General features: G+C 35.1%; 15 protein-coding genes. 4 read left to right on the top strand and 11 right to left on the bottom strand.

Annotated elements, in window-relative coordinates; translation table 11 throughout:
* Positions 1 to 134: 134 nt before the first annotated feature.
* Positions 135 to 458, top strand: a complete 324-nt coding sequence (locus tag E0485_RS25545) for a thioredoxin domain-containing protein (protein ID WP_235857631.1) — start codon at positions 135 to 137, stop codon at positions 456 to 458.
* Positions 459 to 1,227: 769 nt separating this feature from the next.
* Here the strand turns inward: E0485_RS25545 and E0485_RS18895 are convergent.
* The 4 genes from E0485_RS18895 to E0485_RS18880 form a co-directional block, all read right to left on the bottom strand.
* Positions 1,228 to 1,434, bottom strand: a complete 207-nt coding sequence (locus E0485_RS18895) for a hypothetical protein (protein WP_132419640.1) — start codon at positions 1,432 to 1,434, stop codon at positions 1,228 to 1,230.
* A gap of 103 nt (positions 1,435 to 1,537) precedes the next feature.
* Positions 1,538 to 2,146 (bottom strand): SLATT domain-containing protein, encoded by a 609-nt coding sequence (locus E0485_RS18890; protein ID WP_132419639.1) that lies wholly within the window; start codon positions 2,144 to 2,146, stop codon positions 1,538 to 1,540.
* A 16-nt stretch (positions 2,147 to 2,162) separates the two neighbouring features.
* A complete protein-coding gene (locus E0485_RS18885; RefSeq protein WP_165921229.1) occupies positions 2,163 to 3,521 on the bottom strand; it encodes a reverse transcriptase domain-containing protein in 1,359 nt (452 codons plus the stop codon).
* 327 nt (positions 3,522 to 3,848) lie between these two features.
* Positions 3,849 to 4,043 (bottom strand): hypothetical protein, encoded by a 195-nt coding sequence (locus tag E0485_RS18880; protein ID WP_132419637.1) that lies wholly within the window; start codon positions 4,041 to 4,043, stop codon positions 3,849 to 3,851.
* Positions 4,044 to 4,571: 528 nt separating this feature from the next.
* On the opposite strand from E0485_RS18880, the gene E0485_RS18875 reads away from it, so the two are divergent.
* On the top strand, positions 4,572 to 5,933 hold the full coding sequence (locus E0485_RS18875; protein WP_132419636.1) for a DNA cytosine methyltransferase: 1,362 nt from the start codon (positions 4,572 to 4,574) through the stop codon (positions 5,931 to 5,933).
* Between the two features lie 307 nt (positions 5,934 to 6,240).
* Here E0485_RS18875 and E0485_RS18870 read toward each other — a convergent pair whose 3' ends face one another.
* Positions 6,241 to 7,446 (bottom strand): MvaI/BcnI family restriction endonuclease, encoded by a 1,206-nt coding sequence (locus tag E0485_RS18870; protein ID WP_132419635.1) that lies wholly within the window; start codon positions 7,444 to 7,446, stop codon positions 6,241 to 6,243.
* Positions 7,443 to 7,688 (bottom strand): helix-turn-helix domain-containing protein, encoded by a 246-nt coding sequence (locus E0485_RS18865; RefSeq protein WP_132419634.1) that lies wholly within the window; start codon positions 7,686 to 7,688, stop codon positions 7,443 to 7,445. Before E0485_RS18865 ends, E0485_RS18870 begins: the two co-directional genes overlap by 4 nt.
* A 1,187-nt stretch (positions 7,689 to 8,875) precedes the next feature.
* Between E0485_RS18865 and E0485_RS18860 the strand changes: the two genes are divergently transcribed.
* Both E0485_RS18860 and E0485_RS18855 read left to right on the top strand, forming a co-directional pair.
* Entirely contained in the window at positions 8,876 to 9,427 is a 552-nt protein-coding gene (locus tag E0485_RS18860; protein ID WP_132419633.1) for a hypothetical protein, read from the top strand.
* Positions 9,428 to 9,910: 483 nt separating this feature from the next.
* Positions 9,911 to 10,558 carry a hypothetical protein gene (locus E0485_RS18855; RefSeq protein ID WP_132419632.1) on the top strand — a complete coding sequence of 216 codons (648 nt, stop codon included), beginning with the start codon at positions 9,911 to 9,913 and terminating at the stop codon, positions 10,556 to 10,558.
* A gap of 431 nt (positions 10,559 to 10,989) precedes the next feature.
* Here E0485_RS18855 and E0485_RS18850 read toward each other — a convergent pair whose 3' ends face one another.
* The 5 genes from E0485_RS18850 to E0485_RS18835 all read right to left on the bottom strand — a co-directional run.
* The gene (locus tag E0485_RS18850) at positions 10,990 to 11,646 is read right to left on the bottom strand and encodes a hypothetical protein (protein ID WP_132419631.1); all 657 of its coding nucleotides are present in this window, start codon (positions 11,644 to 11,646) and stop codon (positions 10,990 to 10,992) included.
* Positions 11,647 to 12,516: 870 nt separating this feature from the next.
* Positions 12,517 to 13,038 (bottom strand): hypothetical protein, encoded by a 522-nt coding sequence (locus E0485_RS18845; protein ID WP_132419630.1) that lies wholly within the window; start codon positions 13,036 to 13,038, stop codon positions 12,517 to 12,519.
* A 321-nt stretch (positions 13,039 to 13,359) separates the two neighbouring features.
* A complete protein-coding gene (locus E0485_RS18840) occupies positions 13,360 to 14,067 on the bottom strand; it encodes a DNA alkylation repair protein (protein WP_132419629.1) in 708 nt (235 codons plus the stop codon).
* A 163-nt stretch (positions 14,068 to 14,230) separates the two neighbouring features.
* Entirely contained in the window at positions 14,231 to 14,377 is a 147-nt protein-coding gene (locus E0485_RS25190; protein ID WP_165921228.1) for a hypothetical protein, read from the bottom strand.
* A 123-nt stretch (positions 14,378 to 14,500) separates the two neighbouring features.
* On the bottom strand, positions 14,501 to 15,269 hold a 769-nt coding region (locus E0485_RS18835), incomplete at its 5' end, for a PhzF family phenazine biosynthesis protein (protein ID WP_132419628.1).

The following is a 15,269-nucleotide window of genomic DNA, read 5'->3' as shown; positions in this document are numbered from 1 at the left end:
CAGCTGCTATTAAATCCATTATTCCAAACAACATCAAGTAAGGGAGGATTGAACACGACACAGTAATCGAAAATGCATTTTTAAGCTATGGCAAGGACAATGCGCCTGTAAAAGTAGAAGTTTTTTTGAACCTGGTGTGCCCGTATTGTGCAACATTCTTTGAAGCAGCTGATGAATCATTGCCCCCTTATATTAAGAACGGGCAAGTTCAATACGTGATTAAACATTATGACAAACCGCGCGAAATGCTATTATATGGCACACTAGCGAACGCATTTTTAGACTATAAGAATCCACAGCAAGTCTACGTGCTGATGAAGGATTTATTCGCCAAACAAAGCCAGTGGCACGAATCCGGCAGCCATTCGATTAAAAAAATGTTAACCGAAGAGTATGGTTTACAAGAACAACCAGATAACATTGACTTAAGTATAAAAATTATTGCAGAAGCCCGTTAAACGTCAGGCGAAGATGGTGCCGACCGTATTTATTAATGGTAAGGAGTTCCAATACCATGTTGAAATCAATGCAAGTGGGTTACAAAAGGAAGTCGAAACAGTGACCAACTACCTTCATCAAACAATATAAAAATGAAGTTGTTACGATTATAATACCAATCTTTTACTCTCACGCTTAAATCACCAATTCACCTATCCTTCAAATATAATAAAAAGCACTTACCTAAGAAGTTTATTCCATAGGAGTGCTTTTTTTTGAGTGATTTTATAATTTAATTTTCAAACCACCATCATTGTTCGTAAATTTTCTGTAAGTAAATTGGCCAAATCATTAGAACCAGATGAGGTTATTACTTTAATTTCAAGACTGATATCTAAAGTATCATCCTTAGAATTCTGTGTAAAAAATTGAAAAGTCACACTCTTACCTTTAGAAGTAACATTAAAATCAACAACGGTTTCTAATACTTCTCTAATCTCAATTTAATATCCCTGATTCTTGCAATAACTCGCAAATTTCTCTGTTGACACAACAACAACATCAAAAAAATCATTAATATTTTGTTCCATTTAGCACCCACAATTTATTTAAATGAACTATAATTATGAGTATTCAACATCACCCGATAATTACCTTCAAAATTTTATAAATTTCATCAAAATCTACTTCACCACATAGACTCAATGTCATCTTTCAAACAAATTAAAACAAAATCCTTAAAATAATCTATATATTTACTTTGATAACCACTAATTAGTTTACAATTATTTATATCAATAAGAAATAATTGCCTCTAGCTCTTAAATCAATATTATTTCTCAAATATATGCCTTCTTTAAAGGTAATTGAATACTCATTAAAACTTAATATTTTTGATGTTAAATCTATCTCCCCTCCAAACCAAACATCCACATCAATTTGATTTCTCATGCAACTTTCTAATTGTTCAATAGTACTAACCTTTTGATATCTCACTATTAATCTCCTCCTAAAAAAAAGCAGCTTACAAACAGAAAAGTATAACTCAACTGTTTGCGAGTGCTTCGCGCAAATTTTTTTATTATTTTTTAAAGTTCATTTAAAATAGTTCTACTATTAAAGCTAATAAAAATGGAAATATAAAAAGAAAGACAATTAATAACCATTTTAATATTTTCTTTGCATAAAATTTATTCTTGAGATACTGTGAAAGTCCTTTTAACTTTCTCATAATTACTATTCTATCATGATCAATAGTGTGATGATTATCTGTTAAAGATAGTATGTATATATATTTTTGCTCAAGTACATACAATTCATCTATTATTTGTTTCTTGCTTTTAAATTGGGCAGATCGTAACAAATGATTTATGTCAATTTCTAATAAATCGAGTTTATGATAAGAATCTTTAAATTGAGTTGCTTTTTGCTTAAATCCTACAGATGATAAAAATAATGTTATTCCAAATAAACCAATCGATAAAACTAGTGTACTTATTGTTATATTCTTTGAATAACTATTTCCTGAATCAAGAACTAACGCTAATATAGAATACACTATCACTGCGAAAGTATAATAATTCACTAAAATATCTGCAATTAAATTATTTTGAATTAGTCTTGCTTCAGCTTCCATCCTTGATTTCTTTGTTTTCCATACTCGCTCTTTTAACAGATAATCTATTTCATTTTTTAAAATATCATCCATGTCTCTACCTCATTTATTAAGAGAATGTTTGAACATCTTTTTCAAGGTCTTTTACTGATAGAAACAGTTTAGTTCTGAATAGTTTTAGAATTTCCTCATCATTCATTTGATCAATTAATTGCTGTTTATAGCCAAATATATTTTGTAATATCCTTCTCTGTTCAGCGGCTGTAAAGTCTCTAGCTTTAGGAATATAACTAGAATTCCCTCTTGTTTTTATTATTTCATGATATGCTTTTACAAACTTCTTAATATTTTTTTGAAGCTCTTCGTGAATATTATGTTTCACACACAATTTCTCAATCAAACTATCCAGATGATATAAAACTGAAATATCATCTATCTGAGAATAAAAGAAGAGCCATCCATATTTATTTTGATCAATAATAAAACCTGTGATTCTAAGATTAATTTTCCATATAAAAACTTCGCTATTTTCATTCCCCTTATATTCAGAAAATATGCGAATTAATGAGTTCTCTAGTTTCATTCTATTCTTATCTTGAACAGTAAATCCATACTTCATTTTGGTTTTATTGATTAAAGTAAATCTATATCCAAGATAATCAAATCCGGACTTAATATCTCCTTTATCCTCTTTCTCATTTAAACCCAATTGTAATTTATCGATCAATTCCATATCTATCAATCGATAAATTCTTTCAACGTTATTTCTATTACAAAGGATTAATATATCATCTACATATCTGAAATATGATATGTTTTTAAATCTTTCAAATTTTTTATCCAAACTATTTAAATAGATATTAGCTAGGATATTGGAAATAGAAATACCCTGAGGGATACCGAGTTTAGTACTAACTGCCTTTTGCTTTGCCAGATTAGCTTTTGTTGGATTTTCGATTGCATCTTGTAGTAATTGGAGTAACTCTTTTCTCTTTATCTTTTTTTTGATTTTATCTAACAATATAGTACGATTTATGTGATCGTAAAAACCTTTAATATCAAGTTTTATAAAATATTGATAGTTCTTGTTTGAAACAGCGTTCTTTATATCCTCAACAATACTGTGTGTAAGTTTGTTTGATAATTCGGAAGAGTATTTAAATGATAATATATCTTTTAATATTCCTAATGTAATTTTATCTCTGATTGTAGGAATAGATATAACTCTAGGATTCTTATCTCTACCTTTCAAAATGAGTTTCTCCATATACGGAGAAAATTTATAGGTTCCTTTTAGAGATTTCCTATGTATTATGTCAATATTTTCATTAAATATGTTTTCTCTTTCAAAAGTAGTTCTATTAATCTTATCAATCCCAGCACTTGCTTTATGTGCAATTTTGGTATTATAAAAAATTTTCAAGTTATCTTTATCCATTTTTACTTTGAATAATTCAAATAATGACATGAAAGACCTCATATAAAGGAATAATTTGTAGAAGTCCTCGAAGAGTAATAATAATACCTGCATGCAGGTCTTTAGTGGCATTGTAACACCATTTAACTAGAATAGTACCCATTTAAGAGTCCACAAGAAATTTACATTTTCTTGCGCGGAGTTCAAGGACTTCTACAATATTATCTTCTCACATTAATTATCATTTGTCATCATTTGTATATTAATGTCTTTCAAAAAAAATTATGTCATCTAACCTTCAGTAGTTCAATGGTCGGTCCTTATCTGTTGAATTATTAACCCATTTGTCATATGTCCCAATGACCACCTATTTTTTTCTTATATCTTTACACCCATACCCTCACCATCATCCGAAATAGTAAGCTTACTACCATCCGGATCAGTGGTAACCTTTACTTCGTCTCCATCCACATCAATTGCATATTTTCTCGTGATAAGCTGGACAACCACAAGATTTCCTTGAAATGCAGCAAATATATCAATGTACCGGATGAATATACTTTTTAAATTCATATATCCAGATTCTCGAATCACCAAGTTTTTATATTTTGCCTATAAACGCTCCTATTCATATTTACTATATTAGAGTTCAATAATACATGAGAATCCTTCAAAATTTTGTATTCAGTTCCCTGAAGCAAAATATCATAGTTAACGATATCATTTTCTTTTAAGATCGTTCTTAAGAGACCCGAGGTATCAATGATGCTTATTTCTGGCATTGTTAAAGTCATTCATTCTGATTCAGGTAAATTCATTCCTACAATACTACTGAATATCATTTGAATTTTTATTTGCTCTTCCTCATAGGTAAACAGTATGAATTCATTAGGATTACCTTATTTTTCCTGTTGTATTTGATCTATATTAGCACCTATAATGCCTATTTACGACATCGTTCAATAATTTTTGCAATAACTCTATCCATTGATATATTCAATGCTATATAATAGAACATATATTCGTAATGAACACCTGGACTTTTATTTAAGATTCAGTCATAATAAAGATAACCTAGTTTTGAATGAAGAGGTGCACTGTATGAAACCATTTGCTATAGATTTATTTTGTGGTGCTGGAGGGATGAGCGAAGGCATTTTACAAGCAGGATTTCATATCCTATTTTCCAGTGATATTAATGAAGATGTTGAAAGAACTTATAGAAATAGACACGATCAACTTGGTCTTATCCAAGGTGTAAACACTTTCTTTAAAAGAACTGATATTCGTGAACTCCCATCAAGCGAAATAATAAAATCAATTCAAAACCTTAAAATGTTTCAAAATAAACCCTTCCCAAAAATAGACGCAATTTTTGGCGGCCCTCCATGTCAAGGGTTTAGCCGCGCTGGGCTACGAAAAAAGGATGATCCTCGCAATACACTATTTAAAGAGTATTTAAGAATTATTAATGATTTGAGACCAAGCTATGTTGTTATGGAGAATGTGGAGGGCTTTAACGATAGCAGATTAGATGGTTTTGTTGGAGTAAAAGGTACAGCATATCCTGATAACAGTTTAGTTCCCGAAATACTAAGAAACGAATTCTCTAAAATTGGGTACAATACTCTTCCTCCCCAAGTGTTAGATTCCTCTGACTTCGGAGTACCGCAAAGAAGACGTAGGGTAATTTTTATTGGATATCTAAATACAGTTAAACCACCAACCTATCCCACGTCAACTACACCCAATGAAACAGAAAAGGTCACTGTATTGGATGCTATAAGTGATCTGATTGTTAATCAGAACAGTAAACTTAATTTAAACAAATTATCAAAATATCAAACTGAATCTCATAGAGGCCGTACAAAAACATTTTCCGGAAAGTCAGTTGACTACAATGGTGAGATATATAATCATGATCAATCAAGACATAATGAATTAATTACGGAGAGGTTTTCTCTTTTTAGAGAAGGAGAATCTTCTGCGGTACTAGTCAAAAGGATTAAAAGCGAAGGAATAGATCTTAGACAATATCCTTCATTATTAAAAGAATGTGAAAGAAAGCTAACTGATTATACAGCACAACAAATTATCGATCTATTTAAAACTGGTAATATCAGCGATGAGTTTCTAGATGCATTATTAACTAAAAAAAGCAACAGATTCAGATTGAATAGATATAGCGTTGCACCTACTATGGTCACATTACCTGACGATTTCTTAACTCCATTTGAACATCGAATCCCAACTGTTAGGGAGATGGCTAGAATCCAGTCATTTGATGATAGTTTTATTTTTCTTGGCAAGAGAACTACTGGTGGTCCAAGAAGAAAAGTAGAGGTTCCGCAATATACCCAAGTTGGTAATGCTGTCCCGCCTTTATTAGCTAGAGCAATTGCACTAGAGATAATGAAAGCAATACAATTAAATGAAACTGCCCTCCAACTGTCAACAACATAATTAATAAAACACCCCCTTCTCACCGCTAAAGTGATTGAAGGGGGTATTCACAATTTTAAGATCCGTTAGTCCAATCGAGTGATATTTTAGATTCATTTATAAAATTTGATATTAAATCCTCTTGATGAAGTTGATACTGAATCGTAGAGATGCTTAAATAAAGTGAAAAGCAGGAATCACAGAAAATCTCTGCGACAACTGCTTTCTCAGTTCATGAACCACATCGTAACTTTCGCCGCTGAGATCAGACGAGCTATCATAATATTTCAAAGGGCTCAACTGGTGTAATACCAACGCTCCCCTGTTTTTAATACAGCTCAACTACATACTTGAAAAGTCGTAGGAGATGTTTTTTATTTTCTAGACGCCAGAGGAATCCATGGTCCCTAGCTTTACCTTCTTTCATATGGATAGCAAAGTCTAAACCAATGACGTTTTCTTTTATCAATGCAATGAATTCCTTGAACAAGACCTCCTTAGCGTGAACGAGGCTATCGTAATGGAATGCTTCTTCACCTGATGCTAGTTTCGTCGCATGGGCAGTTATAAAGATACTTTCCTTATGTTTGCTTTCCAATGCAGCTTCTAGGTCCGACATCTCATATTGGACAATACGTTCACCGTGTTTACATACGTAGATCTTACCCTCGGATTCTACAACCTCAAGCTTCCAGCCTAAGTTGTTCTCAGCAATTTTTATTGTACAGTAAAGCGCAGTTCTTTCTCTGCTTTCGTCCCAGTAACCATAGCTCTGTACAAGACCTTTTCGATCCCCTGCTACTCCCCAATTAGGGACAAGTGCGAACAGCGTTTGTTTACCCGTTTGGGCTGTTCGTTTATTCTTTGGTTTATTAGAACGTGAGCACTTGATTTCAATGCCATTGTAATCGGGTTCCTTTCCAGAGTTCGCTTTGATCCCCAGTAGTGACTCAAACGTGAAACCGACCCCTGTATCACCGGATCTCATGGAAGGAACAAATCCTCGATTGGAAATCTCCTTCACCTTGGCGACTAATTCATCCAGTACCGATGGTCCATCTATTTTGCCAACAAGCTCACTGTAGGGGAAGATTGCGGATAAGCCGCTGACCTTCTCCTGATCAAGGTCAAAATGGAATAATCCTGTTCCAATTGGAAGATACCAAGGATCCGTTGGATGAATGATTATGCATTCATACTCGTACAAATCCTTGTATTTACCAACTATTAGCAATGAATTTTTAGGCTTGGTATTGAGCAACTCAGGCGACAATGATGTCATTCGCCGTTCTGGGTAGCGATGATAATGTTTCCATTTGCTGTCCTTCTGAGACCATCCTTCAGATTCATCCCAGTGAGTTGTAATAGATGCTTCGTAGTTGGTAGCACTCAGTGGATCATATCCAATAAAATCAGGGAATAGACGATACGCAAACACAGGAATCAGAACACCATGGCGACCGCTATCATCGTTCGGTGTGAGCACCTTGCAAAATACATCATCAACTTTCTCTGGATTCTTAAATGGAATCATTCATCGTCCTCCTGATTTGGTCTATCATACTTTATAAGCTCACATAGATCGATGGAAAGTCCATCAGCAATCTTCTCTGCAATTTCCAAGCTTACGTTCCTCATCCCACGTTCTATCTCACCGATGTAAACGGAGCTTAACCCGCTTAGTTCAGCTAGTTTTTCCTGAGTCAGGTCCATAACTTCGGTCCTTATCCTATGAACATTGACTCCGAATTCGTAGCTAATCGTGCCTTTCTTCATAAGTAATCCCCCCTGCAACTTCTTGTATTAACAGTAAAAGAAATGTCTCCGGCAATAAACAAACGATCGTTTGTATTTTAATGGTCTAAATTGCAATAGGCTATATGACGAGAAGTACCCCCAGATCTGCAATTACCTCTGTCGGCGTTCCCTCGTTGCTAGGAGAAATTTGCGTTTTGAATGCAAAAGAAGCGTCTTTCGGATTAATCCGAAAGGCGCTTGGTAATGGAGATCTTACCTCTGAAGCATCGATCTGAACTTAACTTATTGACTGTTATAGTTCACAACTTAATAGGTTTACACCATGCTCCTGTCGACGTAGAATCAAGTCATAGGTGTCAAAGTCCAAATTAGTCGTCCCACACATGTCACCCTTCCCTTACCTCCAACCGCCTTACAGACACAAGGATTCTAAGTCCATCCTCCCCCATTTCGCCAATTTTTTAGCAATTAAAGTTTACACAAGAACAGGACAAAAAAAGAAGCTTAGACGGGGATAATCAGAGCCAAAAAAGTAATTATAGTTTGCCGCTGGAGGGAGGGGAAACGATAGGATAGAGGATTGAGGAGAGATCGAAATGCCTTGATCAAGCCTGAGAAGAGGCTAAAGAAGTAGATTGGGACAATTTCAGGATGAACTGTTTTAGAAATATAAACAGGGCAATATGCAAGCGTGGAAAGGAGCTGAGAGAGTTCAAAGTCGAGGTGAAGCGAGAAGTACATATCCTGACCCTCTCCAAAAAAAAAACGATTCCTTCCTTCAGGATCCAGCTACGGAGTCCCACTCATAATTTCTGGACTTTACGTAGTCTTTAACCATGACGGGTTTGATTTTGAATAAGAACATCTTCTCAAACAATACGTCGAAACCATCTGAAAGCTCTTCAATTTCGAGCCATATATTCTGTGGAGTAGCGCTTTTTCATATATTCCTCTTCGATTTTAAATAGGTAGAACAGCAAAAAACCACCTTGAGGTTGTGGTTTTGATTTATGGAGGCGAGGGGAGTGTTTTGAAGAAAACTGATGAACAATATTTTCATAACATAAACGATGGAGAAGGTATTCCATTCTACTTTCGTTATGATAATGAAGATAAATGTTGGAAACACTTACATGATGAAAAGGAGTTAAAATAAAAGAGATTTCTTTGAAACAAATCGCAAGTCTGAAGAAGTACATTCCTTAGTGGTTCAGTATTTAGAAATCTTTCAAATATTTGATGAAGTATTTGCAACAATAGAGGTTAATAGAATTCATGATTTCATCATTTCAATTTCAGAAATATTAAAACAGTATCATGGACTCCAATGCATTTTAGGTGAAATAAGTGATGAACATTTAAATATCATTTTGAATAATCAAATTGAGAAACTTACTGCAGTTATCGTCACATGGCTGAATTACAATATTGAAAGAAAAAAAGAAATATTGTCGGCACTAAAATCTAATTTAATAAACCTCTTGTTTGTTGAAGGATACTGGGTACAAAAAAATGTTCACTATAAGGACGGTGAACATATAGTTGAATTTCTAAGCAGTATCTATTCCTTGTTTCTTCAATCACAAAAATCAGTAACCGCAAGAACACCTCAAACAATGCATAAAATTAATCTATTTTTAAATGAGTATGTACAGTCATACAATAAACGCAACAATGAATTTATTAATTTAAAAGAACCTATTGTTGCCACCGCATTAAAAAACTATCTAAAAACTGGTACGCTTCCTGCAATTTGAACAAAGATATTGTAGAGGATAATACTTATAATTTAGAGAATTTATATTTTAATACTGAAAAAAACACTAAAGTAAGGAGAAGAAAATGCAAGCGAAGATAGAAGCCCTTAAATCGATTTCTTACAATTTATGACAAAACAATTAAGTTTATCAACGAAATTAAGAATAGTAAAAAATAAGAACGAACACCTATACAAATCTCAGATGACAGAATTATATAAAAAGGTAAAAACACAAAAAAGAAATGGAAAGGAGATAAAAATACATTCATATGATATAAATGATTTTCAGTTACCTGAACCCTTTAATGAAACCTGATGAAAAGAATATTATCTTATTCATTGGTCAAAATTCAGGATATCAAATTAATGCTAATGTATCGAAATTAAGTTTAAACCACTTAAATCATAAAGAAAAAAATAGAAGATTTTAAAAATCAATATTTTGATTTTTATTTAGATAGAATCATTGGAAAATTTCCGGTTGAAGAAGTTGACCAAAGAACTCCTTACAGATGAGGATTACAGAACGGTCAAACAAGAAACTTTACCAAATGGTATTTTCATCTCAACCATTCGGCTCGGGTTAGATACTTCTTGGAGTCGTCAAAAATGCCACTATGCGCCGGCAGCAGGTAAGGCACATTCAAAAAAACCAAAACTAATAAGGTGGACTATGGAAACTCTAAGAAGCTGGTACGAAAATCTAAGAAGATGGTTTGAAAATCTTTCAGGTGCTACTAAATTTATCCTTGTATTGTGTATTTTATTTACAGTAACTAATATCACGTTATCAGTGAGTCTTTCGCAAAAATTGAATGAAGCTTTAAATACAATTAACTCCTCCTCTCTATTCTCAGCGGAAAAAAGAGAAGCCCTTTCGATGGTAGGTTTAACACATTTACTTGATGAGGCTAAAAATGCAATAACACGGCTCATGTCAATTGGATTTACTCTAATTGGGTTTTATCTTTCATATTTCATCGGTAAATTCTTTGGATTTTTCAAATCATTAGTGGAAATGCTGGGCGATATTAAGGATGATGGATGGGGGTATTTTTTTGTACTCATTTATAACGGGTTAAGTATTATATTTGATATACAAACGTTGTTTTCATTAATCACCGTTTAATATGGTTCAATTTGCAAATAAACAGATTTCCTAAAGGTAGAAGTTTTCAAGTAGAATTTATAATGTTTATACAATCACTATCAAATAAAAAGCATCTCTTTCTTCAAGAGATGCTTTTTATTTACCCTCTATTCTGACACACTGATAAGAGCCATTCAACCTCTTCTGATGTGATTTCACGGTGTGTTCTTGTAGAATCAGATATTGTTTTAAGTGCAGATTGTTCTCCCCTTTCAACTCTATCCCAATTAATATTTAATGACTTAAGTTTATTTACAACCTTCTTATCAAAAGGTAAAGGACATGTAAATATTTTGGAATGTTCCCTACTACCGATAATAACTGAGTCGAACCCCTGTCCGAAGATAACACCACATAGGTTCCTATGGGTGTAGCCACAGTTGTCACCCGAATGACTATATTAGATGAACTTATTTTGCTTCGGACTTAATACGTTTCCATTCCAACTCTAACACCTTAGCTGCATCCTCGTTAATGTCTAAATGTCTATTAAAAATAATGCCTTGTATTTCCACTGTAGGCATTTTAAATTCTTGATGAGACACTGTGGACAAAAAAATTAATCGATATATTGATTGAACACTATAAGTATTACCTGCAGCGATATATTGTGATTGAACAACTAACGGTATGTGCATTTCCGCGACACTAATGTGATCTGGACTTCGTGGCACGCTCTTGTTCACATAATCGGACAATGAAACCTCAAGTAGTGTTGTTGGATATGTAAAATTGGGCGGCTGAATGTAGCTCTTGCCTTTTTCCATTTCCTTAGGGAAAATTACATTCCCAATCTGCAGCTTAATCTCATCGGCAGATGAGGTGAACTTGATTTCCTTTTTGTCTTTATAGTATTCCCCAATCCATATTGCAGTCTTTTTTTCTAGATCTTGTTTCTCAGCTAGCCTGTAGCTTCTTTCAGAAACATTCCAGCTCCAAATCGATATTATAACCGCCAAAAGTGCAAAAAACGCTGACAAACCTGTTATCGTTAAAGAAATGTATTCAGTGTTATTTGTTTTCTGAATGTTTTCTTTAGCCTTCCTCCCGTTTTTTTTTGATGCCACCTAATACGACCAACCTTTCTATATCATTCCTCATCTCTGCCAGTGTGGTATACGGCATGTCCCACAATGTACCCAAGTGTCCGAAAGCCTTCTCCCAGACTTATTTTCGGACCTCGCCATTTGTTAACAGTTTATACCATAAGATCAGCCATATCAATGTGTTATAACCACAACGAACCCTACAATAACTCCAGATATATAACAAAAAGTACCCTTATGGATGCTCTCTCTCACAATACTTAGGGAGATGAGGGGGGCGAACCCCTGTCCTAATATTGAACTCGATTCAAGAATCAGGAATCTCACTATTAATCTATTTAATTTGTCAACAATCAGTCAACTCTACCATTTTCACGCTTCCGTTTCACATTTACATTTCATCTGTACTACTCCCCAAACTCGCTCCACTACTAGATTTTTACCGCTCTGTACCATCCCTCTCCAACAAAGCCACCGATTCCACATGTGTTGAGTGAGGACTGTTGAACACTTTTGGATGAGTACCCTGAATCTGGCTGTTTTTAGCGTCTTTTTTATACCAAAATTTTCATCATCTATTCACTTTGTGGGTATCTTAACTGCATTCGCTTTACTACACTGCCCATTAAACGCAAACATATTGTTCAAGCCAAATATATAGCTGCCATAGTAAATTAGCCCACAATCTATTATAAGCAGCGGACATCCGCCTAACTACTTTCAATTACCCCAAAAAACAAAAAAGCAGATGGAGTTTAAACGTGCGTTTATCTCCACCTGCTTTTATTTTTTAGTGACGTATAGGACAGCCCCTAAATAAAGGCTATTATTAATAATTACGTGTCTTGCTAATGGGGTATTTCTAAACTATACAGGTCAAAAGGTCAAGGATTAATTTGCTTCTTTAAAACTGTTGACTAAAGTCGTATATTCGTCTTTATATTTATCCCAATTGCTCTTAAGCGTCCAAGCCATCAATTGTCCATAATGTGTAGGTGTTTCGATGATTGTGATTAAATAAGCAACATTTACACCGCCTGAAGTACCTTCAAGCGTAAATTGTAGCGCCTTATTACCATTAATCGTAACTTCTTTTACATCTCCTTGTTTTGGAGCGTCTATTGAAGAAACGAAATCTGGGGTAACTAAATCATAATACTTTTGTAGTGAACCATCTTTGAAATCCTCTTTTGATTCGAGTAGTGTCATGAAATATTTTTCTTTTTGAGGATTATAGATTTCAAGGTCACTCTCTGGATGTAATTGGCCTTTCGAATCTTTCCAACCACTAGTGGCACTTACTTGAAACTTGCTGTCTTTACTCTTATAATCTGTTAATTTGTCACTCCCACCACATGCCGCAAGGATAGCAACCATAGAAATAGCTAGTACAAATGTTAATATCTTTTTCATTGTTAATTAATTCTCTCCCTTATATGTATTATGAAAATTCAGTATTCCCACCTTAATAACCTTGTGAATGAAAATTCCCCAAAAAAATAGCCCCCACTATGTTACGGTATTTTACACTAATTTACCAGACTTTTTGATAAATATTTACAAAAGACGCCAAAATTTGTGTACAAAGTGGGAACAATTCTTGATTGCAATGCAAAATATCACACAAATACAGAAAAAAACCAAACGCTAAAGACGTTCGGGCTGCTACATAATCCGATTTGTTATGAACCTGTGCATCTTAGTATGCCTGGTTGTCCAGTTCAAGTAAAACGTCTAACATCTTACATATTTTCGTTTGAAACCGAGTTGCTCTTTTTCAACCGCCTTTTGAATACTTTCGGAAGCGTGTAAGATACTGCTTTTTTTCTTGTCCCGTTTAACTTCTACTTGGCCTACTGCCTTTGCGGTCTCGACTGCCTTATCATGGAGCGGCAGATAGGATACCCCTACTGTGTACATAAAATTATTCATCGAAGATTTCGTTCGTTCGGGAGAATTGTGAATCGTCTTTTGCACAATCTCCAACATGTTAGCGATTTTGCTTTCGGCAAACTCAACGTCCTTCCGACTGCCCAAAAGCCAACAATAACAACTCCATCCCGCTGACATTCTGAGCTCTTCGCCGCTTGCGATCCATTTATCGGCAACTTCTTGCGCAATATCGGATTCCGCCAAAGTTACCGCAACCACGTAGTCGGATAGCATATAAAAATAAGCCCCATCCATCCACCGCTCATAATCCGCCTCGGTCATCGCTTTCGGATCTGCAATGATGCCAGCAAAGTACATGGCGTCGTAGTTTCCTGTGGCGTAAAGCTGCTCAGCCAAAGGTTGATTGATTTTGATTTTCTTGGCAATTGGCTTCATAGCGCCTGTCGCCACGCCAAAAAGCGGTTCGTGCGCTCCGTTAGACAAGTACATTTTCTTGAGTCGTACCTTGCCGAGAGCTTCAAGCTCCTGCATGACCAATTCTACATTCATGGTTTGACACTCCCTTCATTAACAGAAACGGCTAAAACCCTTTTTATCAAGGACTTCAGCCGTTTCTCTTTTTCTTATTCCTCATTCAAATGAACAGCCATTACTGGATGCACTTCACAATTGTAAGACTCAATGCTGTCTTCGCAGATAGTATGTTATTTCATTAACCTTTAATAACTTCAACCTTCTTATCTCCTGCTGTCTTCGGCTCAGCACTTTGGGCATAGACTGTGCTGCTTACAAGCAACATAGTCACGACTAGAGCTGTGCTGAGGGCTGTGAAAATCATTTTTCTATTGCGATTGACCATGACCATACCTCCAATATCAATATGTATCTTTTGATAAGTGGATCAAGCTGTCTGATAATTGTATTATAACGTACTAGAAGTGGTTGTAAAAGGAGTTTTTTCCTTAAACAGGGGTTTTCACCTTTATATTAAAAGCAGCCCTTTTGCAATTATCTTAACGTCTCCCGCCACTTTAATCTCTCTTGTGGATGGGTCCGTAAAAACTTTTATCTTGCTGGGTCTTCCCACAAAACCGCCTTGATTAATAATGATTTCCCCTGTTTCTTTGCAGATATTCCATTTGTAAAGATAAGCTCCAGTCGGTCCGGCGGCGCTGCCGGTTGCCACATCTTCTACAGCTCCAAAATTGTCCCAAGTGCGACCTTCCATTCTGTCTACATCAAACAAATAAACAAACTTCGCTTGAATTTTGTTTAGCTGTTCCTCTAAGTTTCTGACGCTGATCTTTGCCTGTTCCAACCCCGAAGCGAGAGGGACAATCAAATACGGCAACCCTGTTGAAACAACCTCTATTGGTAACGTTGAATGAAGATTGTCGACTGTAAGATTCAACGCCTGCAAGAATATGTTCCTCAATTCACCCTCAACAGACCCCAAAAACTCAGGAACGCCCTGATTCATCGTGGCTTGGAAATAGTCACCTTTTTTTATCGATTCTGCTTGCAGTGTTTTATTGTTTAACTCAAAGACTGCGGTTATGCTACTTTCATCTGAACACAGTTCTTCATGAATGATTGATACCGCTCCCAAAATCGGATGTCCAGCAAAGTCCAATTCCTCTTCTACTGTAAATATTCTAGCGCGAAAATGCTTCTCTCCAATTTGTCTCAGGAAGATTGTCTCAAATTGCTTAAATTCCTCAGCAATTCTCTGCATATACTGAGTGTCCATA

The organism is Paenibacillus albiflavus (genome assembly GCF_004344915.1).
Taxonomy (GTDB): Bacteria; Bacillota; Bacilli; order Paenibacillales; family NBRC-103111; genus Paenibacillus_AM; species Paenibacillus_AM albiflavus.
The sequence above is the reverse complement of the archived record's forward strand: the minus strand, read 5'-3'. Positions and strand labels throughout refer to the sequence as shown.